Here is a 25,956-nt window from a genome sequence, read left to right on the forward strand (position 1 = left end):
GCCGGGCCCCGGGAACGACACAGCGCCGCCGGGGGAGCGGCGGCGCTGCGGAGGCCGTACGGGGACGGGGAAGGATCCCGTTACGGGAGGCCGTGCACGTGCGGGCCGACCGCGTTCGACCAGGCGTTGCCGGCCGTCGCGTCCCAGTTGGTGGACCAGGTCATGGCGCCGCGCAGGGACGGCCAGGCCTGGGCCGGCTTGAAGTTTCCGCAGTTGGTGAGCTTGGTCAGGCAGTCGAGCGCGTTGTTCACGACCTGCGGGGAGACGTAGCCGCTGCCCGCGCCCCGGGTGGAGGCGGGGACGCCCAGGCCGACCTGGGACGGGTCGAGACCGCCCTGGATCTGGATGCAGGCGAGCGCGGTGAGGAAGTCCACCGAGCCCTGGCTGTAGACCTTGCCGTCGCAGCCCAGCATCGAACCGCTGTTGTAGTACTGGGTGTTGATCACCGTGAGGATGTCCTTCACGGCGAGCGCGGTCTTGAAGTACTCCGTGCCCGTGGACTGCATGTCGATGGTCTGCGGGGCCATCGTCAGGACCAGGCCCGAACCCGCCTTCGCGGAGAGCTGGCGCAGCGCCTTGGTGAGGTACGTGGAGTTGATGCCGTGTTCGAGGTCGATGTCGACGCCGTTGAAGCCGTACTCCTGCATCAGGGCGTACGTGCTGTTCGCGAAGGCGGTGGCGCTCGCGTCACTGTTGATCGTGACGTTGCCCTTCTCGCCGCCGACGGAGATGATCACGGACTTGCCGGCCGCCTTCTTGGCCGCCACGTCCGCCTTGAAGTCGGCGACCGAGGCGTAGCCGACGGCCGGGTCGAGGTTGAAGACGATCTGGCCGGGCGTCGTCGTCGAGTCGGCGAAGGAGACGGCGATGATGTCGTACGCCGCCTGCACGTCCCGCAGCTTCTGCTTGGCCGCGCCGTTGTCGAAGTTCTGCCAGTAGCCGGTCACGGCGTGCTTGGGCACGGCCGGGCCGGGGCCGGTCTGGTTCTTGGCGGTGCGCGCCGTCACGGCGGCGGACTTCGCGGACTCGCCCGCGGCGTTCGTCGCGGAGACCTGGAACTGGTACGCGGTGTCGGCGGTGAGCCCGGTGATCGTGGCGGAGGTGCCGCTCACGGTCTGCGGGCCGGTGCCGTCCCGGTACACCTTGTAGGCCGTCGCGCCGGAGACCGCGCCCCAGCTCAGGCTCACGGAGGAGGAGGTGACGGTGCCCGCCGCGAGGCCGGCCGGGGTGGTCGGGACGACCGGGTCGGGGTCCGGGACGCCGCCCCCGTCGGGCCCGAAGACGCTCACGTCGTCGACGAGGTAGGGGGAGGTGCCGTACCAGCCGTGGGTGTAGATCTCGACCGAGGTGGTGGAGGCGCCCGTGGTGAAGGTGGTGGTGAGCTGCTTCCAGGACGGGGAGTCCGGCGTCCAGGTGGAGACCGAGCCGGTGCCGGTGCCGGTGCCGCTCGCGCCGAGGTAGGCGTAGCCGCCCTGGACCCAGGCGCTCAGCGTGTACGTCGAGTTGGGCTTCACGGTCACGGTCTGCACGCACTTGGCGTTGTCGAGACCGGCCGGGGCGGCCCGGAGGGCGCCGGCGCCGGTGCGGACCGGCGAGGAGACGGCGGCGCCGCTCCCGGCGGAACAGGCCCAGTTGGCGAGGCCGTTCTCGAAGCCCGCGTTCTTGGCGACGTTGACGTCCGCCGCCTGGGCGGTGCCGGCTCCGCCGACGAGGACGAGCCCGGAGCCGACGGCGAGCGCGAGGGCTCCGCCGAGCCATCTGCGGCCGCGCGGGCGGGTGGTGGTGCGGTCCACGTGCATCCTCCGTGGGGAGTTGGGGATGTGGAGGTGCCGTACGTCGTCGTACGGAGGGGGTTCGTACGGGGGTACGAGGCGGTACGAGGGGTACGGGTCGGGACGGTGGCCACCGTTGTGCGAACAAGTTGGTCCAGACCAATCGCATTGTCAAGACCTCTGGCGGCAAACGGTGTTCGGGGGGAGCGGGGAATCGGGGCCGGAAAGGACCGCGGGCCCGGCTTCCCGGGCGCACTCCGGGATGTGCTCCGGAACGCGCTCCGGCGGGATCGGGGCAGGTTCCGGGCCCGCTCCCGGGTCCGGAACCGGGTCCGCCACCGGACCCGGGGCCCGGAGCCGAATAAATGGAGGGAGCTTGGCGGATTGTGTGTTCACCACCCCGGGGCACGCGGATAAGGTGCAGAGACGGCCGCACCCCGGTGTGACGTCGTGAACGCGGTAAGTGAACCGTGACCCCCGTGACTCCGGGGGCCGGAGGGGACGGGGGGTCCGACGTGCCGACAGCGATCGCGGTCACCAGTGGCGACCTGGTGCTGCCGCCGACCGACCCCGGAACCCCGCGCGCCGCCGTGCTCCCGCCCCCCGAAGGGCGCCCGCTGGACGCCTCGGTCGCGGACCTGCAACAGCTCCTCGCCCGGTACGGACACGTGGTCGTCGTCTGCCCCACCTCCGTCCCGGCCGCCGTCGAGAACCGCCTCCACGCCGTCCGCTCCCTCCTGGAGAGCGACCGGATCGCCCTGGTCAGGACCGACCTGCCGCCGCTCGGCGCGGCCGTCCTCGTCCGCCAGCTCTGCCAGCTGGCCGCCTTCGACTTCAGCCCCGGAGTCCTCGCCTCCGCCGCCCGGCTGCTCGCCCACTACATCTACGCGGGTGCCGTCCTCGGCTCCGTCTCCCGGCTCGACCGCGTCCCCGTCGGCCTCGGCTCCCACCTCAAGAGCTGGCTGCCCGGCGCCCACTTCGCCGTCCTCGCCGGACCCACCCCGCAGATGGTGCGCGTCGGCGGCAGAGGCAAGGCGGAGGAGCCCCTCGCGGGCCCCGAGTTCGCCACCGAACTCCTCCTCGCCCGCGGCCAGCTCCAGACCGACTGGCTCGCCACCACCCTCGTGCCGCGCTGGCGGATCCCCGGCCCCGTCCAGGAGACCCCGCTGCCCGCCGCCTCGCCCGGCTGGTGGGGCACCGGGAAACTCGTCGAGTTCGCCGCGTACCTCCCCGACCCGGCCGTCCTCCACCAACTCGTCGCCTCCGTACGGCGCGAGACCTGCCACTGGTGCGGCATGGACCTGATCGGCGACCGCTGCGGCTTCTGCGCGGCGCCCCTGACGGTGCCGGAACCGGGCGGCGGCACCTACGCGGGCGCGTACACGGGCGCGCAGGGCGCCGATCCCCGCACCGCCGCCTCCCGCGCCGTCGATCCCCGCACCGCCGATCCGCGGCACGCCCTGGCTTCCGGGGACACCTCCGCGGACCCCCGCGCCCTGAGGCCCGCCGTCCCGCACCCCACCCGGGCCCTCGGACCCGGCGCGCACACCCCCCGCGCCCTGCCATGAACCGTGCCCCGGCCCCCGCCCCCGTACACCGGCCCGTCCTCGTACGCCCGCACCCGCCAGCCCACCGTCTCCGTCCGTCCGGACCCACGTCTCCGATCGAGGTAGTACGGCCATGAACTCCCGCCAGCGCCGCGGCGTGATCCTGCTGCTGCTCTCCGTCCTGTGCGCCCTCGGCGCCTTCGCCGGCGTGCTCGCCGTCATCAGCGACGTGAACTCCAAGGTCGGCCCGGAGACCACCGCGTACCGGATCACGGAGAACGTGAGGCCCTACGAGCCGCTGAAGACGAGCCAGTTCGAGAAGATCACGATGCCGAAGCGCTGGCTCTCCGGGACCGCGGTCACCGACCTCGCGCTGATCCGGGGCAAGATCGCCGTCACCGAACTGAAGAAGGGCTCCCTCCTCCAGGAGGACATGATCGTCGACCGGCCCGCGCTCCAGCCGGGCCAGCAGGAGATCGCCATCATGATCGACGCCGGCACCGGCGTCGCGGGCAAGATCACGGCCGGTGCCACCGTCAACATCTACGCCACCTTCGACGGTGAGAAGAAGGGCGACCCCGACCAGTCCCGGATGATCGTCTCCGGCGCCCGCGTCCTCGACGTCGGCAAGCTCACCCCGGCCTCCGAGCGCTCCGACCGCGCCGACCGGGCCACCTCCACCGTCCCCATCACCTTCGCGCTCTCCACCCTCGACACCCAGCGCGTCGCGTACGCCGAGTCCTTCGCCGAGCACGTACGCCTCGCCCTCGTCGCCCCCTCCACGGGCGGCGCCCCCGTCGACCAGCGCGACCGCACCTACACGCTCGACAAGGACAAGTGAGGCCGGTATGACCACGAGGATCCTGCCGGCCGTCGGCGACCCCGACGCGGCCCGGTCCGTCACCACGCTGCTCAGCCAGCTGCCCGACGCCGAACCCGCCCCGCCGGTCGCCGACTCCACCCAGCTCGTCGACACCCTCGCCCGCCTCGCCGCCGCCTCCCTCGACGAGCTCCCCGAGGTCGTCCTCGTCCACGAGCGGATCGGGCCCGTCCCCGCGCTCGAACTCGTCCGCGAGGTCGCCCTCCGCTTCCCCGCCGTCGGCGTCGTCCTCATCACCGCCGACGCCAGCCCCGTGCTGTTCTCCGCCGCCATGGACTCCGGCGCCCGCGGCCTCGTCACCCTGCCCCTGGGGTACGAGGAGCTGGCCAGCCGCGTCCAGGCCGCCGCCCAGTGGTCCGCCGGGGTCCGCCGCCACCTCGGCACCGGGCCCGACCAGGTCACCGGACCCGGCGGCACCGTCGTCACCGTCAGCGGCGCCAAGGGCGGCGTCGGCACCACCGTCACCGCCGTCCACCTCGCCCTCGCCGCCCGCGCCTCGGGCCGGAGCGTCGCCCTCGTCGACATGGACCTCCAGAGCGGCGACGTCGCCTCGTACCTCGACGTCCAGTTCCGGCGCTCCGTCGCCGACCTCGCCGCCATCACCGACATCTCGCCCCGCGTCCTCCAGGACGCCGTCTACGTCCACGAGACCGGCCTCTCCCTGCTCCTCTCCCCGGCCGAGGGCGAACGCGGCGAGGAGGTCACCGACCGCGCCGCCCGCCAGGCCGTCAGCGCCCTGCGCGGCCGCCACGAGGTCGTCGTCGTCGACTGCGGCTCCCGGCTCGACGGCGCCAACGCCGCCGTGATCGAGATGGCCGACACCGCCCTCCTCGTCACCACCCCCGACGTGGTCGCGGTCCGGGCCGCCAAACGGACCGTACGCATGTGGGAACGGCTCCAGGTCCGCAAGGCCGAGGAGACCGTCACCCTCGTCAACCGGCAGCACCGCTCCAGCGAGATCCAGCCGCCGCTCGTCCAGAAGATCACCGGGACCCGCGTCGCCGGCGTCTCCGTCCCCGCGCACTTCAAGGAGCTCCAGGCCGTCGTCGACGCCGGCCGCCTCCACGAGCTCGACGCCAGGTCGACGGTCAAGCAGGCGCTCTGGTCCCTCGCGGGCGAACTGGGCCTCGTCCGGGCGGACCGGGCCGCGGGACAGCCCGGCAAGCAGCTCGCCCGCTCCGGCGGCGACCGCGGCTCCCTCGGCCTGCGCCGCCGCACCGGGGGCCGCTGACCGATGCGCGGCCACGGGGGCGACGACGAGGGGCAGGTGGCGGTCGAGTTCCTCGGCATGGTGCCGCTGATCCTGCTCACCCTCGCCCTGCTCTGGCAGGTCGTCCTGGTGGGGTACACGTACAGCCTGGCGGGGAACGCGGCGGACGAGGGGGCGCGGGCGGCGGCCGTGGGCGGCGACTGCGAGGAGGCCGTGATGCGGCACCTGGACGGGGCGTGGGCGGCCGGCGCGAGCCCGGACTGCGGATCCCCTTCCGGAGGCATGGTGACCGTGGTGGTCAGGATCGAGGTTCCCGTCCTGGTCCCGGGCGTGGGAGGGCTGTTCACGGTGGAGGGCAAGGCGGGCGCGATCTGGGAGGGGGCCACGCCATGAACGAACAGCAGCGGCCCGGACGGACCCGCGACACGGGCGAACGACCACGGCCCGGACGGGCCCGCGACACGGGCGAACGACCACGGCCCGGACGGGCCCGCGACCGGGGCCAGGCGGCCGTCGAGTACCTCGGGTTCCTCCCGATCCTGCTCCTCGTCGGCCTCGCCGGCCTCCAGCTCGGCATCGCCGCGTACGCCGCCCAGCAGGCGGGCACGGCGGCGCGGGCGGCGGCCCGGGCGGCGAGCAGCGACGACGAGGAGGCGCCGAGCCCGGAAGCGGCCGCCGGCGCCGCCGTGAGCGGCTGGATCGCGAGCCGCTCCTCCGTCTCCCGGGGCGGGGGGAGCGGGGAGGCCACCTACACCGTCACCGTCGAGATCCCCTCCGTCGTCCCCTTCTGGGAGGGGCTCGGCTCCGTGAAGAAGACCGCCACCATGCCGATGCCCGACGAGGAGGACCTGCCGTGAGCCTGCGCTCCCGGATCAACGCCCCCGAGGAGAGCGGCGCGGCGGCTGCCCGTGAGGACGGGCACCTCGTCGCCGCCTTCCGCGCCAAGCTCCTGGAGGAGATCGACCTCACGGAGATGTCCGCGCTCGCCGCCGCCGAGCGGCGCGCCCGTCTGGAGCGCGTCCTCGGGCACATCATCAGCCGCGAGGGTCCGGTCCTCTCCACCGCCGAGCGCGCCCGCCTGATCCGCCGGGTCGTCGACGAGGCCCTCGGCCTCGGCGTCCTCGAACCGCTCCTCGAAGACGCCTCCATCACCGAGATCATGGTGAACGGCCCCGACCAGATCTTCATCGAGCGCAACGGCCGCGTGGAACTCCTGCCGCTCCGCTTCGCCTCCCACGACCAGCTCATGCAGACGATCGAGCGGATCGTCTCGACCGTCAACCGCCGCGTGGACGAGTCGAACCCGATGGTCGACGCCCGTCTGCCCTCCGGCGAGCGCGTCAACGTCATCATCCCGCCGCTGTCCCTCACCGGCGCGACCCTCACCATCCGCCGCTTCCCGCGCGCGTACACCCTCCACGAGATGATCGGCCTCGGCTCCCTCGACGAGCAGATGCTGCTCCTGCTCTCGGGGCTCGTGCAGGCCAAGTTCAACCTGATCGTCTCCGGCGCCACCGGCACCGGGAAGACCACCCTCCTCAACGCCCTCTCCGGGCTCGTCCCGGACGGCGAGCGGATCATCACCATCGAGGACTCGGCCGAGCTCCAGCTCCAGCAGTCCCACGTCATCCGCCTGGAGGCCCGGCCGCCCAACATCGAGGGCCGGGGGGCCATCTCCATCCGCGACCTCGTACGCAACTCCCTGCGCATGCGCCCCGACCGCATCATCGTCGGAGAGGTCCGCGGCGGCGAGACCCTCGACATGCTCCAGGCCATGTCCACCGGCCACGACGGCTCCCTCGCCACCGTGCACGCCAATTCCGCGGAGGACGCCCTGATGCGGCTCCAGACCCTCGCCTCCATGTCGGAGGTGAAGGTGCCGTTCGAGGCCCTGCGCGACCAGATCAACAGCGCGGTCGACGTCCTCGTACAGCTCACCCGGCACCCGGACGGCACCCGCCGGATCACCGAGATCGCCGTCCTCGCCTCGCACGGCCGCGAACGCTTCCTGCTCGCCACGGTCTGCCGCTTCCACGCCCAGCCGCTCGCCGCCGACGGACGGGTGTACGGGCGGTTCACGTACCACCCGCTGCCGCGCCGGGTCGCCGAACGACTCTACCTGGCCGGGCAGCCCCTCCCGCAGGCCTTCGGCGTGGCGGCGACCGACGCGCACCTGGCCGTCCGGGAGGCGGAATGAAGACCGACGGATACGGCGGGCACACGTCCGTCCGGGAGGCGGAATGACGACCGACCCCTTCTGGCTGACGATCGGCGTCGCGCTGCTCTGCTGCGTCCTGGGCGTGACCGGCGTCCAGCTGTACGCGAGCGGGGCCCGCCGGCACGCGGCCCTCGTCGCCCGCCTCGACGAGACGGCCGCGCCCGAGACCGCCGGCCGCCGCAGGCGCCACTTCAGGGGCGTCGACCGGAGGGTGCGTGGGACCGCCCTCGGCCGGAGGCTGGAGCGGCGGATCGCGGCCACCGGCCTGGACGTCACGCCCGGCGAGTTCACCGTCGCCCTCACGGCGACCGTGGCGGTCCTCTGGGCCGGGGGCCAGGCGCTCCTGTCCCCCTTCTTCGGCCCGATCTGCGGATTCCTCGGCATCTGGGTGGCCCTCGGCTACCTCAACTGGCAGCGGCAGAAGCGCATCGAGAAGTTCATCAACCAGCTCCCCGAGCTCTCCCGCATCCTGGCCAACGCCACCCAGGCGGGCCTCGCCCTCCGGATGGCCCTCAGCCTGGCCGCCGACGAGCTGGAGGCCCCGGCCGGCGACGAGCTGGAGAAGGTGGCGCAGCAGTTGTCCGTCGGCACCTCCCTCGACGACGCGCTCGGCGAACTCGCCGAACGGCTCCCCTCCCGCGAACTCGTCGTGCTCGTCACCACGCTCGTCCTCGCCAACCGGGCCGGCGGCACCGTCGTCTCCTCCCTGCGGAACCTCACCGAGACCCTGGAGGAGCGCAAGGAGACCCGGCGCGAGGTCCGCACCCAGCTCTCACAGGTGAGCATGACGGCGTACTCGGTCCCCGTCATCGGCGTCGGCTCGCTGCTCCTCATCGACAACATGCAGCCGGGAGCCCTCGACCGGATGACGGATTCGGGCCTCGGGCAGTTCGCGGTGATCGCCGCGTTCGCCCTGTACGCGGTCGGCTTCGTCATCATCCGCCGCTTCTCGAAGATCGACGTGTAGGGACGGACCGCCGTGGAACTCCTCCTCGCCCTCCTGGCCGGCCTGGCGGTCGCCGGTGCCTGTTATGGCGTCCGCCTCTACCGGGCCGACGCCAAGCTCCCCGACGACCTCCGGCTCGCCCTGGAGGTCGGCGCGACCCGTACCGGCGCGGTCGACTCGGCGGTCGACCGCCTGGGCATGCGCTGGTCGCCGTCCGTCCTGCGCCTGATGGGACCGAAGCGGGTCAGCGCGGTGCGCCGCCGCATCGACCTGGCGGGGAACCCGGGCGGCCTGACGATCGACCGTTACGGCGCCCGCCGGGCGGTGTACGGCTTCCTGGGGGCCCTGGGCGCCCTCCTGATGCTGTCGAAGGGCTCGTACCTCACGGCACTGCTCCTGCTGGCCTTCGGGGCGTTCTGGACGGAGGTGGGGATCTGGTCGGCGGTCCGCATCCGCAAGGACCAGATCGAGCGCACGCTGCCGGACTTCCTGGACGTCCTCGCCGTCGTCGTCTCGGCGGGCCTCGGCTTCCGCCAGGCGCTCGAACGGGTCGCGGAGAAGTACGAGGGCCCGTGGTCGGACGAACTCCGCATCACCCTGCGGCAGATGGACATGGGCGTCAGCCGCCGCCAGGCCTTCGACGAACTGCGCCGCCGCAACGACTCGGAACAGGTGGCGCAGTTCGTGACGGCGCTCCAGCAGGGCGAGGAGCTGGGCGCCCCGATCGTCGACACCCTGATCCAGATCGCGAACGACATGCGGCGCACGGACGCGCAGAACGCCCGCCGCAAGGCGGCGAAGGCGGTCCCGAAGGCGACGATGGTGATCACGACCCTGATGGTCCCGGCGACGATGATCCTCCTCGGCGCGGGCCTGTTCCTGGGCACGGGAACGGACTTCGGCTCGGTGACGGGCGAGTGAGCCGGGGGTGCGTCCGAAGATCTGTTCCCCCAAAAGGCTTCGCGGATGCAACGGAGTGTGCCACAGTGCGGACTGAGAGCGAGGGGAGGCGGGGGGCGATGGACCTGAGGAGCACGGGTCTCGACGGGCAGCGGATCGCCGCGACATGCTTGGCCGCGGGGAAACCGGTCAAGAATCACCTCGACCGATTCAACCGAATCTTCGCCGAACTCCACACCCGCACCGGCGCCGAGGCCATAACCTCCTGGCGGGGCACGAGGTCCCTCCCATGACCCGACCTGACGAATGGGCCCGGGGACCCTGTGCACCGACGGCTCCACGGGCATACCGTTCCGGAGCGCAGGCGTCCGAACGCGGAGGGGACCACGATGAACGACGCGATGCTGAAGGCCCTGACCAAGGCCAGGGTCGAACTGACCACTCGCACGAAGCCCAGGACGGGGGACCGGGGGCAGACGGCGGTGGAGTATCTGGGGATCATTGTGGTGGTGGTGGCGATTGTGGTGGCGATCACCGGGACGGACATCGGGCAGTCGATCAAGAATGCCATCACGCAGAAGATCGCCGATCTGACCGGTGGGAAGTAGCTGCGCTTCGGTCGCGTGACGATGTCGGTCAGGCATTCCCCGCTTACATTGCCGTCATAGCGGGCCTCCTGTTCTTATCCTTCGTCTACTTTGCGTTCGGGCAGGCCGCCGCCACTCGCAATAGCGCTCAGACTGCTGCGGACGCAGCGGCGCTTGCAGCCGCCCAGGACGCACGGGACCAGCTGCGCGAAGGGTGGCTCGACGTGATCCTCGACCCTGCGCAGTGGGACGGGTTCCTTGGGGGGGAGGGCTTCACTACCCCCTCCGCATGCCAGCAGGCGGCCATCTTCGCTGCTAGAAACGGCGCGAGAATTTCGGGTGGTGGTTGTGCGCGCCTGTCCGGGGAGCATGAGGGATTCAGCGTCACAGTAACGACGACGGATGCGGAAGCGCAGAGTGCTACCGCTTCTGCGAAAGCCGTAATCGAGCCGAAGTGCAGCTTCGAAGCACCGGAAGTGCCGACACCGGAGGAAACCGAGCCTGGCCCCGAGCCGACGGGGCCGGAGGAGGAACCGGAACCGGAGCCGATCACTGGGCTTACTTGTGACGGCGAGGTTTGGGATATTGATCCCGAAGATCCCGAGCTGCCCAGTGTCGCCCACCTTTTCACTGTTCGACTGTCTGGTGACGACGAGTAAAGGAAGCACGCTTCATGAATGTTCGTTATACGCGAAGAGGGCTGACTTCCCTCGTGGTCGCGTCGGTGGCTCTCCTCGCGGTCGGCTGCGGAGCTGATGAGAAGCCGAAGGCGGACAAGCCTGCCGCGACCGCCACTTCCCCTCAAACGTCTCAGTCGAGCAAAGAGCAACCGGGCGCCGAGCAGCCGGTGGAAGAGCTGGCCGTCCTCAAAGGCCAGAAGGGGCTGGAGCTTACGCTTACCTCGGCAGAGCGGGACTTGGGTGGCTTCCTCACCATCAAAGGGCAGTTGAAAAATACGTCAGACTCTTCCAGCATCATTCCCGCCCAGGCAAGTGGGGATGAGACCGAAGTGGTGAAGCACGGCAACTCTTTGGGCGGCGCCACGCTCGTCGACTCCGTCGGCAAGAAGAGGTACTACGTTCTGCGTGACACGGACGGTCGACCGTTGACAACCTCTGCACTCAGCATCCTCTCCGCAGGGGAGGCAGCCGCCGTCTTCCTCCAGTTCCCCGCCCCCCCCACCTCCACCACCGAAGTCTCCTTCCAACTCCCCACTTTCGAACCCGCCACCCTCAAACTCTCCTGAGGCGACGCCATGACGACGACACCCTGCCGCCTCGCCGCAATCGCCCTCGTCTCCGTGGTCCTGTGGCCCGTCTCCGTGCCGCTCGCCCACGCCGACGACCCGCCCGGCTCCGCCGGCACCGCGTCCCCCGTGCCCGTCATCGACGAGAGCGCGCCGGGTCTGATGCTGCCCGACGGAGCCGTCCTCGCTGCCCCGAAGGTCCTCGACATCAAGCAGATCGTCGAGGAGGAGGGCGGCGCGCAGCGCCGGCAGGACACCAACGTGGACGTGACGTTCGCGCTCCAGGCCGAGGTGCTGTTCCCGAAGGACAGCGCCAAGCTCGGGGCCGCCGCCACGAGCCGGATCGCCGCGATCGCCGCCGAGATCGACAAGCAGGGATCCGGGCGGGTCCGGGTCTTCGGGTTCACCGACAACCTCGGGACGTACGAGCACGGCCTGAAGCTCTCGAAGCAGCGCGCCGTGGCCGTGCAGCAGGTGCTCGCCCGGAGCCTGGGCCCCGGGACCACCTTCGACATCCGCGGCTACAGCGAGGACTACCCGATCGCCGACAACGCCACCGAAGAGGGCCGCAAGAAGAACCGCCGGGTCGAGATCTCCTTCCCGCGCACCACACCGCCCGCCGCCACTCCCTGAGCGACAGCCGGGTCGGGCTCGCAGCCGCCGTCCCGCGGGCGCCGCGTTCGAGGACGCGGAGTGAGGCGCGGAGCCGTCGTCGGCCGACGACTTCCCGGACTCCTCGGGCGTCGAGGCCGGCCCGTCCGAGGAGACCTGGGAAGGCGTCTCCGAGGTGCCGGTCGGCGCGGGCGAACCAGCCCCGCCCTCGGGGCAGCCGCCGAGGAGGCGGCGGGAACGGACCGTGGGCGAACCGGGGCCCGGCTGCCGGTGGTTGCTCGGAGGCGTGGGGGCCCCATGGATGCCGGGAAAACCTTTTCCTCTCGGCTGCTGGTGGACAGCGCCCTGCCCCCACCCTCGTCGAGGGCCGCCGCGTACCGCCAACTCGCACATACGGCCGACGCTCCACGGAAGGGGGACACTTCGCGCCCCCGGGGAAAAACCCCGCGAAAGACGTTCCCAGGAAAGCGCAAAAGCGGCGGGACGCGGTCGCCGGGCGGGAGCATCCTGGACGGATGACGACGACGCCGAGCGTGACGCCGAGTGTGCAGTTGGTCAGTGACCTGGTCACCCGGATTCCCGAGTTCCGCGAGGCCTACGAGACCCATGTCCTCCACCAGGGCGGCGTGCTTCCGCACGTGTTCTTCTGGGACGTCGTCCAGGACACCGTCCGCTCCTTCCTCGGCGAGGACCCGGCCGCGCCCGACTGGCGCCGCACGCTCGCCTTCCTTGAGGAGGAGAGCTGTCGCGGCGTCCTCGGCGTCGACGAGGTCATCGTCACCTCCTTCCTGGGCGACCTGCCCTCCCCGCACGAGCCCGGACACGCCCTCGTCCACCGGCTCGGCCCCGTCATGGCCGGCAGGTTCGCCCGTATGAGACCGTTCGGCTGATCCCCTCACCGGAGCCTCCGCCGGGGCCTCCGCCTTCCCCTCCGCCGTCCCCTCCGCCACCTCCCGCCTTATTTAACTCGCCATCCCCCAGGGGTACTTGGATATCGTTTCGCGGACACGCCGAGGCTGACGCGCTCCGGCGCGGACCGGGGGTGGCGCGAGCGTGCTGAGCGACGAGGACGTCCTGGCGGCCGTGCGGCGCCGTGTCGAGGAGCGCGGCGGGACCGGCCCGTTCTCCCCCGGGGAGGCGGTCGTCACCCGGCACCTCCTGATCGAGGGGCGGGTCCTGCGCTCCCTGGAGACCCGCGCGGAGGAGGAGCGGTTCCACCAGGGCTTCGTCGACCTGTCGGACCGGCCCGTGTACGGCTCCGCCCTCGACTCGTACCGCATACCGCCCCCCCGAGGACCCCGCCGTCGAGACGACGCTGAGACTGGTGCGGCGCGGTTCGGTGGACGACCGGCCCTGCGACTGCGGCAATGGCCTGGTGGCCTGCGACCGTTGCAAGGGCAGCGGTGAGCTGCCGTGCGTCCCGGCCGAGGCCTGCGGCGGGTGCCAGGGGGTGGCGAGCTGCCTGTGGTGCGACGGCACCGGTCGCCGCAGCCGTCCGACGTACGGCCGGCCGGACGCGGGGCAGCAGGGACGGGTGGGCCGCGTCAGGTGCGGCCGGTGCGGCACCGCGAACTCGGCGTGCGCCGACTGCGGCGGACGCGGCAGGACCACCTGCGCCCGGTGCGGCGGTTCGGGCTCCCGCGCCTGCTCCGACTGCGACCGGACGGGCACCGTCCCCCATCGGCGCTGCGGGGGCACCGCGCGGACCGTGACGTGGACCGAGGGCGTCGTCACCAGGAGCCCGCTCGACGTGAAGGTCAGGATCGCCTCCCCCGACCTGCCGTACGGGGCGTGGAAGAGCGCCCGCGACCACGGGGCCTGGACCGACGTCCGCGTGGTCGGCGCGCGGTCCGTCCTGGCGCGCGACACCGACGGGGAAGTGGCCGGGACCCTGGAGCCGTGACTCGTCCGGCACGAGGGCGAGGTGGCCCGCCGGGTCACCCTGCGCCATCTGTCCCTGGCACGCGTCACCCTCGCCTCGGACCCCCACCGGGTGTTCTTCGTCGTCCCCGGGCACGACGGGCCGCACGTCGCCGCGTGGCCCTCCGGGAACCGCGTCCGGCTGATCGCCGCCGTCGCGCTGGCCGCGCTGGTGGCCCTCGTCGTCGTGGCCCGCCTCCTCGTCTGAGCCCGGCCGGGGCGGAGCGTCGGCCCCGTCTCCTCGTCTGAGCCCGGCCGGGGCGGAGCGTCGGCCCCGTCTCCTCGTCTGAGCCCGCCCGGGACGGGGCGTCGGCCCCGCCTCCTCGACTGAGCCCGCCCGGGACGGGGCGTCGCCCCCGCCGCCCCGCCTCCGCCGCCCGGAATCGATAATCGAACCCATGCCCCCGCCCCGTCCCGACGGCCCCCGCCGTCCCTTCCGCCCCCTCCTCCTCGCCCTCGGCGGCTACGCCGCCACCCGCGTGATCGGTCTCGCCGTCCTCGCGATCGCCGCCGCCGCGACCGGCGAGGACGGGCTGCACCGGCTCAAGGGCCGCTGGGACTCCGTCTGGTACGTGCGGATCGCCGAGCACGGTTACGGGTACGAGACCGTCCTCCCCGACGGGGACGTCCACTCCGACCTGGCCTTCTTCCCGCTCCTCCCGGCCCTGGAGCGCGGCCTGTCCGCCGTGTCGCCCCTCGACGCCGCCACCGCCGGGCTCCTCGTCTCCTGGGCCGCCGGGCTCGTCGCCGCCGGGGGCATCCACAAGTGCGGCGCCCACGCCTTCGGGCCGAGGACCGGGGTCCTGCTCGCCGTCCTGTGGGGCGTGTACCCGACCGCGTTCGTCCAGTCCATGGCGTACACGGAGACCCTCTTCACCGCCCTCGCCGCCTGGTCCCTGTACGCGGTCCTGCGCGACCGCTGGATCCTCGCGGGCCTCCTCTGCGCCGCCGCCGGGCTCACCCGGCCGACGGCCGCCGCCCTGATCGCCGCGCTCGGGATCACCGCCCTCGCCGCCCTCGTACGGGACCGGCGCCTGCCCGCCCGCACGGTGGCCGGCGTGCTGATCGCCCCCCTGGGCTGGCTCGGGTACGTCGTGTACGTCGGCGTACGGGAGGACAGCCCCACCGCCTACTTCGAGGTCCAGGCCGCCTGGGGCAACTCCATCGACGGCGGCCTCGCGCTCGCCCGGTTCATCGCCGGCCTGCCCTGGCCCGCCGCCCTCGGCCTGACCGCCGCCCTCGCCCTGCTCGCCTGGCTCGTCGTCCTCTGCGTACGGCAGCGGCAGCCGCTGCCCCTGCTCGTGTACACGATCGGCGTCGTCCTGGTCTCCCTCGTCGGCGCGGCCTACTTCGGCTCCCGGCCGCGCCTGATGATGCCCGCGTTCGGACTGCTGCTCCCGCCCGCCGCGGCCCTGGCGCGGCTCAGGACCCGCACCGCCGCCCCGGTCCTCGCCGCCCTCGCCCTCGCCTCCGCCGCGTACGGCGCCTTCACCCTCCTCGGGTCGGGCCCTCCGTAGGACCTCCCCGGGTCGGGCCCTCAGGAAGATCCACGCGCACGCGTGCCCCCCGCCGCACCCCCCACCCCGCCATCGCGCCCGCCTCCGCCTCCAGGACGTGCCGGCCGCGCGGCCGGAGCATGCCCAGCCGGCCCGGGCGCATCGTGACCACGGAGAGGACCCGGAAGGAGCGGTCCAGGTACGCCACGTCGATCGCGAACCGCATGCCGAAGGTGTGCACGCTGTTCGTCCGGACGATCAGCAGCGCCCCCGCGATCCCGTCCCGCCCGAGCAGCCCCCGCCGCCGCGCCCGGTACGACGCCGCCACCTCCAGGGGGACCGCCGAGTCTCCGGACGCCGCCAACGTCCCCGTCCCGTCCTTCCATTTCCCCATGCGCCAGACCGTAGCCCCCTCGGCTGCCTAGGGTCTGCCCGTGGACGTCTCGCTGTTGATCGCCGTCGCCGCCCTGTGGGGCGCCGCCGCCGGGCTGCTCGTCCCGCGTGCCGCCCACCGGCTCGCCGTGGCACCGGAGGAGCCGTGGCGGGACCGCTGCCCCGCCGGGCACGTGCTCGTGGGGCCCGCGCGGGGCTGGCTCGGCGGGCCCGGCCGGGGGGACTGCGCGACCGCCGCCCCGGTCGCCGCCCCGCTGCTCACCGTCCTGGTCTGCGCCGCGCTCGCCGCCGTCACCGGTACGCCCCGGCCCGAGCTGGCGGTCTGGCTGCTCGCCGCGCCCTTCGCCGTCCTCCTCGGCTGCGTCGACGCCCGCGTCCACCGGCTGCCGGACGGACTGACCCTGCCGCTCGCCGCCGCCCTGCCGCCGCTCCTCGGAGCCGCCGAGCTCCTGCCGTACGACGCCGGTTCCTGGCTCCACGCGCTGCTCGGCGCGCTCGCCCTCGGCGGCGGCTACCTGGTGCTCTTCCTGGTCAACCCGAGCGGCCTCGGCTTCGGCGACGTGAAGCTGGCGCTCCCGCTGGGCGCGGCCCTGGGCTGGTACGGCTGGGGGGTCCTCTTCGCCGGGGCGTTCGCCGGCTTCCTGCTCGGCGCGGTGTACGGCCTCGGCCTGGTCCTGCTGCGGCGGGCCGACCGCTCCTCGGCGATCCCCTTCGGGCCCTTCATGCTCGCGGGCGGCCTGCTCGGCCTCCTCCTCGGCGCGTTCACCGCCGTCCCCTGACGGCTCGCCGGAGACCTCCGCGTCAACGTCGCGCGGTCCCCCTTGGGAGGGACGGAACCCCGCCGCCACGCCGGGGCGTAAACCCGCCACGAGGCCCCACATCCCTTGTCCCGCCCGGGTTCCGGGGGATTCCGGGCGGGACTTCGGGCGCACGTGGCGCGCGGGACGACTATCGAAGGGTTATGGTGGAAACCCCCCCTCGGGCCGGTCCGTATCCCCCCCACGGACCGGCCCGTTTTTTCTTTCCGGGGGAGAGCCCGGGGCGTCAGCCCCGGCCGGCCCAGATGTTCGTGCCCGCCGTGTCGACCGCGAACGAGTCGATCTCCGTCAGCTCCTCGTCCGTCAGGGGAGCGCCGGCGAGCGCGGCCACGTTCTCCTCCAGCTGGGCGACGCTGGACGCGCCGATCAGCGCCGAGGTCATCCGCGGGTCCCGCAGCACCCACGACAGCGCGAGCTGCGCCAGGGACTGGCCGCGCCGCTCCGCGATGTCCGCGAGGCCGCGCAGGCGCCGCAGCACCTCGTCGGAGAGCAGGTTCGGGTCGAGGGACTTGCCCTGGGTGGCCCGCGAGCCCTCCGGGATGCCCTTCAGGTACTTGTTGGTCAGCAGCCCCTGCGCCAGCGGCACGAAGGAGATGCAGCCCATGCCGGCCGCCTCCAGGGTGTCGAGGAGGCCGTCCTCCTCGGTCCAGCGGTTGATCATCGAGTACGAGGGCTGGTGGATGAGGGCCGGGACGCCCATCTCCCTCAGGATCCGCGCGGCCTCGGCGGTCTGCTCGGCGGTGTAGGAGGAGACGCCGACGTACAGCGCCTTGCCCTGCTGGACGGCGGAGGCCAGGGCCCCCATCGTCTCCTCCAGCGGGGTCTCCGGGTCGAAGCGGTGCGAGTAGAAGATGTCGACGTAGTCGAGGCCCATCCGGTCCAGGGAGGCGTCGAGCGAGGACAGCAGGTACTTGCGGGAGCCCCACTCGCCGTACGGGCCGGGGTGCATCAGATAGCCGGCCTTGGTCGAGACGACCAGTTCGTCCCGGTACGGGGCGAAGTCCTGGGCGAAGATCTTGCCGAAGTTCAGCTCGGCCGAGCCGGGCGGCGGCCCGTAGTTGTTCGCCAGGTCGAAGTGGGTGACGCCCAGGTCGAAGGCGCGGCGCAGGATCGCGCGCTGCGAGTCGAGCGCGCGGTCGTCGCCGAAGTTGTGCCAGAGGCCGAGCGAGACCGCCGGGAGCTTGAGGCCGCTGCGGCCCGTGCGGCGGTACTCCATGGTGTCGTAGCGGTCCGCGGAAGCGCGGTACGGGGAGGAATCAGTCACGTATCTCTGCTTATCACGGACTTGTGACCGTCCCGGGCTGGGAGCCCGCGGCCCCCGCGCAGTAGTGTGGCCGCCTGCGGACCGCCGATGCCTGGGGTCCGTCGCTGCACAGAGGGGTAAAGAACGGTGAACCTGCGCGACCTGGTGTACGGGCTCTACGCACGCCGGGTGGAGGGCCGTCTCGACCACGCCCAGGTGCCCAAGCACATCGGGGTCATCCTCGACGGGAACCGGCGCTGGGCCAAGGCGTCCGGCGGGACCCCCGAGCAGGGACACAAGGCCGGCGCGGACAAGATCCAGGAGCTGCTCGGCTGGTGCGCCGAGACCGACGTCGAGGTCGTCACGCTCTGGATGCTCTCCACGGACAACCTGAGCCGGCCGGAGGAGCAGCTCGTCCCGCTGCTCGGCATCATCGAGAACGCCGTGCGCGCGCTGGCCGCCGACGGACGCTGGCGGGTCCACCACGTCGGCACGATGGACCTGCTGCCCGCCCGCACCCAGTCCGTCCTGAAGGAGGCCCAGGAGGCCACCCGGGACAACACGGGGATACTCGTGAACGTCGCCGTGGGCTACGGCGGCCGCCAGGAGATCGCCGACGCGGTCCGCTCGCTGCTCCTGGAGCACGCCGAGCGCGGCACGAGCTTCGAGGAGCTCGCCGAGATCGTCGACGTCGAGCACATCTCCGAGCACCTCTACACGCGCGGCCAGCCCGACCCGGACCTGGTGATCCGCACCAGCGGCGAGCAGCGGCTCTCCGGGTTCATGCTCTGGCAGAGCGCCCACTCGGAGTACTACTTCTGCGAGGTCCACTGGCCGGCCTTCCGCAAGGTCGACTTCCTCCGGGCGCTGCGCGACTACGCCGCCCGGCACCGGCGCTACGGGACCTGACGCACCACCCGCCACCCCGGTCGGAACCGATCACCTCGTGTTCACGAACACGTCGTCATATGCCATGGCATGGCAGAGCTCGTTCGAGGGCATATCCCTGGTGAAGTGAGCGGCACGGAGACCGCCACCCGGGAGGCCCCTTGCACCAGGACGACCGTGCGGGACACGCACGGGAGACGTGGAGGGCCGTGGTCCGGCCCGCGCATCGCGGCCCGCACCCGGTCCCATCCCGCAGCGACACCGGTTCCGTCGCGCCCCGACCTCACAGGGGTCTTCAGAGGGGGTCTGTCCTTCCGTGGTGACCAGCACGAAGCGCCGCCTTTCCGACCGGCGCACCTATGTTCTCGACACCAGCGTCCTGCTGGCCGACCCCAACGCCGTGTCCCGCTTCGAGGAGCACGAAGTCGTGCTCCCGATCGTCGTGGTCACGGAGCTGGAGGCCAAGCGGCACCATCCGGAGCTCGGCTACTTCGCCCGGCAGGCCCTGCGCCTGCTCGACGACTTCCGGGTCCGGTACGGACGCCTCGACGCCCCGCTCCCCATCGGGGACCTGGGCGGCACCCTGCGTGTCGAACTCAACCATTCCGACCCCGGCGTCCTGCCCGCCGGCTACCGGTTGGGGGACAACGACTCACGGATCCTCGCGGTCGCGCGCAACCTCCAGGCCGAGGGGTACGACGTCACGGTCGTCTCCAAGGACCTGCCGCTGCGCATCAAGGCCTCCTCGGTCGGACTCCTCGCCGAGGAGTACCGGGCCGAGCTCGCCATCACGGACGCCAACGGCTGGACCGGGATGTCCGAGCTCGGACTCTCCGCCGACCAGGTGGACCTGCTCTACGACCAGGAGACGCTGTACGTGCCGGAGGCCGCCGAGCTCCCGGTCCACACGGGCCTGGTGCTCCAGTCCGAGCGCGGCAAGGCGCTCGGCCGGGTCACCGCCGAGGGGAACGTACGGCTCGTCAGGGGCGACCGGGAGGCCTTCGGGCTCCGCGGCCGCAGCGCCGAGCAGCGGATCGCGCTCGATCTGCTCCTCGACCCGGACGTCGGCATCATCTCCATGGGCGGCCGGGCCGGCACCGGCAAGTCCGCGCTCGCGCTCTGCGCGGGCCTGGAGGCGGTCCTGGAGCGCCGTCAGCACCAGAAGGTGATGGTGTTCCGTCCGCTGTACGCGGTCGGCGGCCAGGAGCTCGGCTACCTGCCGGGCAGCGAGGCCGAGAAGATGAGCCCGTGGGCGCAGGCCGTCTTCGACACGCTGTCCTCGGTCGCGAGCCGCGAGGTCGTCGAGGAGGTGCTCGGCCGGGGGATGCTGGAGGTCCTGCCGCTCACCCACATCCGGGGCCGCTCCCTCCACGACGCCTTCGTCATCGTGGACGAGGCCCAGTCCCTGGAGCGGAACGTCCTGCTGACCGTTCTGTCCAGGATCGGGGCGAATTCGCGGGTCGTGCTCACCCATGACGTCGCCCAGCGCGACAACCTCCGGGTGGGCCGGTACGACGGAGTCGTCGCCGTCATCGAGAAACTGAAGGGGCATCCGCTCTTCGCCCACGTCACGCTCACCCGCTCCGAGCGCTCCCAGATCGCCGCGCTGGTGACGGAGATGCTGGAGGACGTTCAGATCTGACCGTTTCGTACCTTTCTGTATCGGTACGGAAGTTGACGCCGCCCGGCGAAGCGCAGGAGCTTAGCCGGGCGGCGTCGCCGTGTCCGCCACATACGCCAAAACACCTGCCCCTTTCGCGATGTGAGCTTTCACACGCAACACAGAATTGCCTTGCGGCATCACCGTCCGGCAGAGTCTTGCTTCCGTCAGGCCCCGCATACGGCACCCGTGCACCCTCCGGGGAGCGCACCGCACAACTCAACAGCCGTCCGCCGTATGCCGCCCACAGCACCACGGGCCCGCGTCTCCTGTGACCCCGTACCTCGGAGACCAGTGTCAGGGGCAAGATTTCGCCCGTGTGGTCACCTGTGCGGGCGATGCTGGAAGGAAACCGTGTGAGCCGGATCTCGGTCCGGGGATTCGCGGTGGCTTCGGCCACTGCGGTCACCACCGTCGGCGCCGTCGTCGGCGTCGCCTCGGGCAACGCCGCGCAGCCCGCCGACGACAACTTCGAGGCCACCGCCGCCGATACCACGCTGCTCGCGGACATCCCCGCGGGCGAGCAGGCGCAGGTACAGGTCTCCTCCCTCGCGGAGCAGGCCTCCGTCCAGGCCGCCGCCGCCGACTCCGCCGTGAAGAAGTCTGCGGAGGAAGCGGCCCGCGTGCGCGCCGCCAAGGACGCCGAGGCCAAGAAGGAAGCGGCCGTCAAGGCCGAGGCCGAGGCCAAGGCCGAGAAGGAGCGCAAGAAGAAGGAGGAGGAGGCCGAGCGCGCCAGCCGTTCCGCGGTCCGCGACGCCTCGACCTTCGCCGTCCAGGGCTCCTACACCGTCGCCGAGGTCAAGGCGATCGCCCGCCAGATCGTGCCGGCCTCGCAGTTCCAGTGCTTCAGCACCATCGTGAACCACGAGTCCACCTGGAACTACCGCGCGGTCAACCCCTCCTCGGGCGCCTACGGTCTCGTCCAGGCCCTGCCGGGCACCAAGATGAACTCGGCCGGGGCCGACTGGCGGACCAACCCCGCCACCCAGATCAAGTGGGGCCTGAACTACATGAACGACCGCTACGGCAGCCCGTGCGGCGCCTGGGCCTTCTGGCAGAACAACCACTGGTACTAGTACCGGCGTCTCAACCCCGGGAAGCCCCTCACCGTCCTACGGTGAGGGGCTTTCCGCATGTGGGCGTGTAGGTTCGGGGATCCACGGGCACCCGGGGAGGACCGGGAAGAGCGGGCGGGGGAAGAGGTAAGAACATGTCGAGAGTGCCAGGGTGGCTGAACCGGCTGGGCGAGGGCCTGAGCCGGGTGGGCCGACGGCTCGACGAGCGCAGGGCCGAGGCGGAGCGGGACGACGAACTCGACGCGCCGTACGGGAGACCCGCCGACCGCCCCCGCGCGGCCGCCACCGTCCCCGCGCGGCCCGGGGCCGACCCGGACACCGCCGCGCCCCTCCCGGAGCAGGAGGACGGCGCCGCGGAGGGCGGAGCCGGTCTCTCCGTCCCCGCGCCCCCCTCGTACGCGCCGGCCGTCGCCGCCCGCCCCGACCCCGCCGCCGCCATCCCCTGGGGCATGCGCGTGGCCGCCGAGGCGAGCTGGCGCCTGCTCGTCTTCGCCGGGACCGTCTGGGTCCTGATGAAGGTGATCAGCTCCGTACAGCTGGTCGTCCTCGCGTTCGTCGCCGCGCTCCTCGTCACCGCCCTGCTCCAGCCCACCGTGGCCATGCTGCGCCGCAGGGGCCTGCCGCGCGGACTCGCCACCGCCGTCACCGCCGTCACCGGCTTCGTCGTGATGGGCCTGGTCGGCTGGTTCGTGGTCTGGCAGGTGATGGACAACATCGACAACCTCTCCGGCCAGGTCAAGGACGGCATCGAGGAGCTCAAGCGCTGGCTCCTCAACAGCCCCTTCCACGTGACCGAGCAGCAGATCAACGGCATCGCCAAGAACCTCAGCGACTCCGTCGGCACCAACGCCGAGCAGATCACCCAGGTCGGCCTCCAGGGCGTCACGGTCGTCGTCGAGACGATGACCGGCATCCTCCTCGCCATGTTCTCGACGCTCTTCCTGCTGTACGACGGCAAGAAGGTCTGGGAGTGGACGCTGAAGCTGGTGCCCGCCCAGGCCCGCCCGGGCGTCGCGGGCGCCGGGCCGCGCGCCTGGCGCACCCTCACCGCCTATGTGCGGGGCACGGTCCTCGTCGCCCTCATCGACGCCGTCTTCATCGGCATCGGCCTCTACTTCCTCGACGTGCCGATGGCCGTGCCGCTCGCCGTCTTCATCTTCCTCTTCGCCTTCATCCCGCTGGTCGGCGCCGTCGTCTCCGGCGCCCTCGCGGTCGTCGTCGCCCTCGTCACCAACGGCGTGTTCACCGCCCTCATGGTGCTCGTCGTCGTCCTCGCCGTGCAGCAGATCGAGGGCCACGTCCTCCAGCCGTTCATCCTCGGCCGCGCGGTGCGGGTCCACCCGCTCGCCGTCGTCCTCGCGGTCGCCGCCGGCGGCCTGACCGCCGGCATCGGCGGCGCCGTCGCCGCCGTCCCGCTGGTCGCCGTCACCAACACGGCGGTCGGCTACCTGCGCGCGTACACCACCGAGCAGGCCCTGCGCAGCACGCCGGAGCCGCGCGGGGCGACCGCGTACGAAGTGGCCCCGACGCCGGCCCCCGGCTCGGTGCGGGACAAGCAGGGCAAGGGGGAGAGCACGTGATATCGGAACCGGAGCTGGTGGGCGGCGGGGGCTTCGAGAGACCCGAGGTGCTCACCGAGGCGCCACCGCCCCGGCCGCCCCGCCCGCCGAGCGCCCGCCGCCCCTGGCTGTGGGCGCTCGGCGGCGCGGTCGTGGCCTCGGCGGTCTGGGGCGGCGGGCTCTACGCGTACGAGGTGCGCAAGCCCTCGGGCCCGGACCTCGGCGGATACAAGGAGGCGGGCGACCTCTGCGCCGAGGCGAAGCTGGAGGCGCTCACCGGGGCCCTGGGCAAGCGGAACGGGACCGGGGACGGGCCGGTGATGGACGAACCGGCCGTGCACCACCGCTCCTGCTCGCTGGTCTTCGGCTCGCCGGAGACGGGCTACCAGGCCAACGTCTCGTACACCCTGCACAAGGTGACCGACCCGGGGCCCGAGTTCGGGGCGTGGGGGAAGTACCACGAACTCGGCACCCCGATCGACGGGGTCGGCGAGAAGGCGCTCTTCGACGAGCGCGGGGGCGAGGGCGGCGAGCTCAAGGTGCTCGACGGCCAGGTCGAGATCGAGCTGAGCCTCTACCGGCAGTACTCCACCGACGCGAACGGCGACGTGATCCAGGAGACCGACCCGATCGACCTCTCCGGGATCGAGGTCCCGATGACCCAGGACGTGCTGGCCCTGATGGCCGAGCTCAGGAAGTGACGGAAGGGCCCCGGGGCGGAAAGCCCCGGGGCCCTTCTCACGCGTACGGTCAGGCCTGCTCGGCCAGGACCGCTTCCGCGTCGAGGGTGACGCCGACCGCCTGGATCACGGCGGCGATCTTCACGGCCTCCTGGATGGTGGCGCGGTCGAGACCGGCCTGGCGCAGGACCTGCTCGTGCGAGTCCAGGCACTGGCCGCAGCCGTTGATCGCGGAGACGGCCAGCGACCACAGCTCGAAGTCGACCTTCTCCACGCCCGGGTTGCCGATGACGTTCATCCGCAGACCGGCGCGCAGCGTCCCGTACTCGGGGTCCGACAGGAGGTGCCGGGTCCGGTAGAAGACGTTGTTCATCGCCATGATCGCGGCGGCGGACTTGGCGGCCTGGTACGCCTCGGGCTTCAGGTTCTCCCGGGCCTCCGGCTCCAGCTCCTTGAGCACCTTCGGCGAGCGCGAGGCGATCGCGCAGGCGAGGACGGTGCCCCACAGCTGCTGCTGCGGGAGGTCGCTGTTGCCGATGACCGAGCCCAGGTTGAGCTTCAGGTCCTTGGCGAAGTCCGGTATGGCGGCCTTGAGTTCATCGAGAGCCATGGCGGATCACTCGCCCGAGAGGAGCTTGACCGGGTCGAGCGTGGTCTCGCCCTTGGACCAGTTGCACGGGCACAGCTCGTCGGTCTGCAGGGCGTCCAGGACCCGCAGGACCTCCTTGGGGTTACGGCCGACGGAGCCGGCGGTCACCATGGTGAACTGGATCTCGTTGTTCGGGTCCACGATGAAGACGGCGCGCTGGGCGAAGCCGTCCTCGCCCTCGACGCCGCAGTCCCGCATCAGGTCGTGCTTGGAGTCCGCGAGCATCGGGAAGGGCAGGTCGCGCAGGTCCTCGTGGTCCTTGCGCCAGGCGTGGTGCACGAACTCGGAGTCGCCGGAGACGCCGAGGATCTGGGCGTCGCGGTCCGCGAACTCGTCGTTCAGCTTGCCGAACGCGGCGATCTCGGTCGGGCAGACGAAGGTGAAGTCCTTCGGCCAGAAGAACACCACGCGCCACTTGCCCTCGTAGGACTTGTGGTCGATCTGCTCGAACTCCTTGCCGCTCTCCAGCGACACGCAGGCGGTCAGGTCGTAGGTGGGGAACTGGTCACCGACAGTGAGCACGCGCTCTCCTTGCAGCAGGGAAGCGCCCCTTTTGAGGGGCTTCCATGGGGGTTGGACGGATCGACAGCATGGCACGGAGTGCATTGATCAGTGAAATAGCTAGAGTGGGTCGGGTTGATCGAAGGTGGTTATCAGTGGCATCCCCGTACAGCCCCCCGCACGGCCCGCACCGCGCCAAGCAGCCCAGCCTCTCCCAGCTCAGAGCGTTCGCGGCGGTCGCCGAGCATCTGCACTTCCGCGACGCGGCGGCGGCCATCGGCATGAGCCAGCCCGCGCTCTCGGGCGCGGTTTCGGCACTCGAAGAGGCACTCGGTGTCCAGCTCCTTGAGCGTACGACGCGGAAGGTGCTGCTCTCGCCCGCCGGGGAGCGGCTCGCGGTGCGGGCGCGGACGGTGCTCGACGCGGTGGCCGGGCTGATGGAGGAGGCGGAGGCGGCCCGCGCCCCGTTCACCGGGGCGCTGCGGCTCGGCGTGATCCCGACCGTCGCCCCCTATCTGCTGCCCACCGTCCTGCGCCTGGTCCACCGGCGCTACCCGGAGCTCGACCTCCAGGTCCACGAGGAGCAGACCTCCTCGCTCCTGGAGGGGCTCGCGGCCGGACGGCTCGACCTGCTCCTCCTCGCCGTACCGCTCGGGGTGCCCGGCGTCACCGAACTTCCCCTCTTCGACGAGGACTTCGTCCTGGTCACCCCGGCCGGGCATCCGCTGGCCGGACGGGACGACATCCCGCGCGAGGCCCTGAGGGAGCTGCGGCTGCTGCTCCTGGACGAGGGGCACTGCCTGCGCGACCAGGCCCTCGACATCTGCCGCGAGGCCGGGCGCTCGGACGGCGCCGAGGTCACCACCACGGCGGCCGGCCTCGCCACCCTGGTCCAGCTCGTCGCCGGCGGGCTCGGTGTGACCCTGCTGCCGCGCACCGCCGTCACGGTCGAGACCGCCCGCAACACCGCCCTGTGGACGGGGCTCTTCGCCGAACCGGCCCCCTCGCGCCGGATCGCCCTCGCGATGCGGACGGGCGCGGCCCGGCAGGCCGAGTTCCAGGAACTGGCGGAGGCGCTGCGGGGGGCGATGAGGGGACTGCCGGTACGGGTGGTGGGCGGCGGGTCCTGAAACCCCGGCGCGGCGGTTCCCGAAG

General features: G+C 72.1%; 27 protein-coding genes and 1 pseudogene. 23 read left to right on the forward strand and 5 right to left on the reverse strand.

Translation table 11 applies throughout. The annotated features are described in order from the left end of the window. Positions 1-80: 80 nt before the first annotated feature. On the reverse strand, positions 81-1,793 hold the full coding sequence (locus tag AB0398_RS01685; RefSeq protein WP_366371461.1) for a glycosyl hydrolase family 18 protein: 1,713 nt from the start codon (positions 1,791-1,793) through the stop codon (positions 81-83). A 494-nt stretch (positions 1,794-2,287) separates the two neighbouring features. Here AB0398_RS01685 and AB0398_RS01690 point away from each other — a divergent pair, with 494 nt between their 5' ends. From AB0398_RS01690 to AB0398_RS01765, 16 genes and pseudogenes are all read left to right on the forward strand, one after another. Further along, complete coding sequence (locus AB0398_RS01690) at positions 2,288-3,340, forward strand: hypothetical protein (RefSeq protein ID WP_366371462.1); 1,053 nt, start codon at positions 2,288-2,290, stop codon at positions 3,338-3,340. 112 nt (positions 3,341-3,452) lie between these two features. After that, the gene (gene cpaB / locus AB0398_RS01695) at positions 3,453-4,160 is read left to right on the forward strand and encodes a Flp pilus assembly protein CpaB (RefSeq protein WP_366371464.1); all 708 of its coding nucleotides are present in this window, start codon (positions 3,453-3,455) and stop codon (positions 4,158-4,160) included. Between the two features lie 7 nt (positions 4,161-4,167). Then, positions 4,168-5,430: a P-loop NTPase gene (locus tag AB0398_RS01700; RefSeq protein ID WP_366371466.1), complete on the forward strand. Its 1,263-nt coding sequence runs from the start codon at positions 4,168-4,170 to the stop codon at positions 5,428-5,430. 3 nt (positions 5,431-5,433) lie between these two features. Beyond that, positions 5,434-5,802 (forward strand): TadE/TadG family type IV pilus assembly protein, encoded by a 369-nt coding sequence (locus tag AB0398_RS01705; protein WP_366371468.1) that lies wholly within the window; start codon positions 5,434-5,436, stop codon positions 5,800-5,802. Continuing rightward, the gene (locus AB0398_RS01710) at positions 5,799-6,266 is read left to right on the forward strand and encodes a TadE/TadG family type IV pilus assembly protein (RefSeq protein WP_366371470.1); all 468 of its coding nucleotides are present in this window, start codon (positions 5,799-5,801) and stop codon (positions 6,264-6,266) included. Before AB0398_RS01705 ends, AB0398_RS01710 begins: the two co-directional genes overlap by 4 nt. Further along, positions 6,263-7,606, forward strand: coding sequence for a CpaF family protein (locus AB0398_RS01715; RefSeq protein ID WP_366371472.1), 1,344 nt, complete (start codon positions 6,263-6,265; stop codon positions 7,604-7,606). The genes AB0398_RS01710 and AB0398_RS01715 overlap by 4 nt, the downstream gene beginning before the upstream one ends. A 43-nt stretch (positions 7,607-7,649) precedes the next feature. Beyond that, positions 7,650-8,594 (forward strand): type II secretion system F family protein, encoded by a 945-nt coding sequence (locus AB0398_RS01720; RefSeq protein WP_366371473.1) that lies wholly within the window; start codon positions 7,650-7,652, stop codon positions 8,592-8,594. 12 nt (positions 8,595-8,606) lie between these two features. After that, entirely contained in the window at positions 8,607-9,494 is an 888-nt protein-coding gene (locus AB0398_RS01725) for a DUF5936 domain-containing protein (protein WP_366371475.1), read from the forward strand. 368 nt (positions 9,495-9,862) lie between these two features. Continuing rightward, entirely contained in the window at positions 9,863-10,081 is a 219-nt protein-coding gene (locus tag AB0398_RS01730; protein WP_366371477.1) for a Flp family type IVb pilin, read from the forward strand. A gap of 38 nt (positions 10,082-10,119) precedes the next feature. Further along, a pseudogene (locus AB0398_RS01735) lies at positions 10,120-10,719 on the forward strand (pilus assembly protein TadG-related protein); the annotation flags it as partial. Positions 10,720-10,733: 14 nt separating this feature from the next. Then, on the forward strand, positions 10,734-11,306 hold the full coding sequence (locus AB0398_RS01740) for a hypothetical protein (protein WP_366371479.1): 573 nt from the start codon (positions 10,734-10,736) through the stop codon (positions 11,304-11,306). 9 nt (positions 11,307-11,315) lie between these two features. Beyond that, positions 11,316-11,939: an OmpA family protein gene (locus AB0398_RS01745; RefSeq protein WP_366371481.1), complete on the forward strand. Its 624-nt coding sequence runs from the start codon at positions 11,316-11,318 to the stop codon at positions 11,937-11,939. 494 nt (positions 11,940-12,433) lie between these two features. Next, positions 12,434-12,808: a hypothetical protein gene (locus AB0398_RS01750; RefSeq protein WP_366371482.1), complete on the forward strand. Its 375-nt coding sequence runs from the start codon at positions 12,434-12,436 to the stop codon at positions 12,806-12,808. Between the two features lie 434 nt (positions 12,809-13,242). Continuing rightward, a complete protein-coding gene (locus AB0398_RS01755; protein WP_366371484.1) occupies positions 13,243-13,821 on the forward strand; it encodes a hypothetical protein in 579 nt (192 codons plus the stop codon). Positions 13,822-13,842: 21 nt separating this feature from the next. Then, positions 13,843-14,046, forward strand: a complete 204-nt coding sequence (locus tag AB0398_RS01760) for a hypothetical protein (protein ID WP_366371486.1) — start codon at positions 13,843-13,845, stop codon at positions 14,044-14,046. Between the two features lie 190 nt (positions 14,047-14,236). Beyond that, positions 14,237-15,355, forward strand: a complete 1,119-nt coding sequence (locus AB0398_RS01765; protein WP_366371488.1) for a hypothetical protein — start codon at positions 14,237-14,239, stop codon at positions 15,353-15,355. On the opposite strand, the gene AB0398_RS01770 is transcribed toward AB0398_RS01765, so the two are convergent. Then, complete coding sequence (locus AB0398_RS01770) at positions 15,327-15,728, reverse strand: DUF192 domain-containing protein (protein WP_366371489.1); 402 nt, start codon at positions 15,726-15,728, stop codon at positions 15,327-15,329. The two genes, AB0398_RS01765 and AB0398_RS01770, sit on opposite strands and share 29 nt — an antisense overlap. 40 nt (positions 15,729-15,768) lie before the next feature. On the opposite strand from AB0398_RS01770, the gene AB0398_RS01775 reads away from it, so the two are divergent. Beyond that, positions 15,769-16,506: an A24 family peptidase gene (locus AB0398_RS01775; protein ID WP_366371491.1), complete on the forward strand. Its 738-nt coding sequence runs from the start codon at positions 15,769-15,771 to the stop codon at positions 16,504-16,506. A gap of 265 nt (positions 16,507-16,771) precedes the next feature. Here AB0398_RS01775 and mgrA read toward each other — a convergent pair whose 3' ends face one another. Further along, complete coding sequence (mgrA, locus tag AB0398_RS01780; RefSeq protein WP_366371493.1) at positions 16,772-17,809, reverse strand: L-glyceraldehyde 3-phosphate reductase; 1,038 nt, start codon at positions 17,807-17,809, stop codon at positions 16,772-16,774. Between the two features lie 126 nt (positions 17,810-17,935). Here mgrA and AB0398_RS01785 point away from each other — a divergent pair, with 126 nt between their 5' ends. The 5 genes from AB0398_RS01785 (at position 17,936) to AB0398_RS01805 (ending at position 23,672) form a co-directional block, all read left to right on the forward strand. Then, entirely contained in the window at positions 17,936-18,697 is a 762-nt protein-coding gene (locus AB0398_RS01785) for an isoprenyl transferase (RefSeq protein ID WP_366371495.1), read from the forward strand. Positions 18,698-18,992: 295 nt separating this feature from the next. Then, the gene (locus tag AB0398_RS01790; protein ID WP_366371497.1) at positions 18,993-20,318 is read left to right on the forward strand and encodes a PhoH family protein; all 1,326 of its coding nucleotides are present in this window, start codon (positions 18,993-18,995) and stop codon (positions 20,316-20,318) included. A gap of 356 nt (positions 20,319-20,674) precedes the next feature. After that, positions 20,675-21,412 carry a transglycosylase SLT domain-containing protein gene (locus AB0398_RS01795; RefSeq protein ID WP_366372329.1) on the forward strand — a complete coding sequence of 246 codons (738 nt, stop codon included), beginning with the start codon at positions 20,675-20,677 and terminating at the stop codon, positions 21,410-21,412. A gap of 134 nt (positions 21,413-21,546) precedes the next feature. Next, the gene (locus tag AB0398_RS01800) at positions 21,547-22,992 is read left to right on the forward strand and encodes an AI-2E family transporter (RefSeq protein WP_366371499.1); all 1,446 of its coding nucleotides are present in this window, start codon (positions 21,547-21,549) and stop codon (positions 22,990-22,992) included. Then, positions 22,989-23,672 carry a hypothetical protein gene (locus tag AB0398_RS01805; protein ID WP_366371501.1) on the forward strand — a complete coding sequence of 228 codons (684 nt, stop codon included), beginning with the start codon at positions 22,989-22,991 and terminating at the stop codon, positions 23,670-23,672. The genes AB0398_RS01800 and AB0398_RS01805 overlap by 4 nt, the downstream gene beginning before the upstream one ends. Positions 23,673-23,721: 49 nt before the next feature. On the opposite strand, the gene AB0398_RS01810 is transcribed toward AB0398_RS01805, so the two are convergent. Continuing rightward, entirely contained in the window at positions 23,722-24,261 is a 540-nt protein-coding gene (locus AB0398_RS01810; protein ID WP_053645869.1) for an alkyl hydroperoxide reductase, read from the reverse strand. Positions 24,262-24,267: 6 nt separating this feature from the next. After that, positions 24,268-24,822 carry a peroxiredoxin gene (locus AB0398_RS01815; RefSeq protein ID WP_053645867.1) on the reverse strand — a complete coding sequence of 185 codons (555 nt, stop codon included), beginning with the start codon at positions 24,820-24,822 and terminating at the stop codon, positions 24,268-24,270. 134 nt (positions 24,823-24,956) lie between these two features. Here AB0398_RS01815 and AB0398_RS01820 point away from each other — a divergent pair, with 134 nt between their 5' ends. Beyond that, positions 24,957-25,931 (forward strand): LysR substrate-binding domain-containing protein, encoded by a 975-nt coding sequence (locus AB0398_RS01820; RefSeq protein WP_366371503.1) that lies wholly within the window; start codon positions 24,957-24,959, stop codon positions 25,929-25,931. Positions 25,932-25,956: the final 25 nt, after the last annotated feature.

The sequence above is a fragment of the Streptomyces sp. NPDC086147 genome, from assembly GCF_040702165.1.
GTDB lineage: Bacteria > Actinomycetota > Actinomycetes > Streptomycetales > Streptomycetaceae > Streptomyces.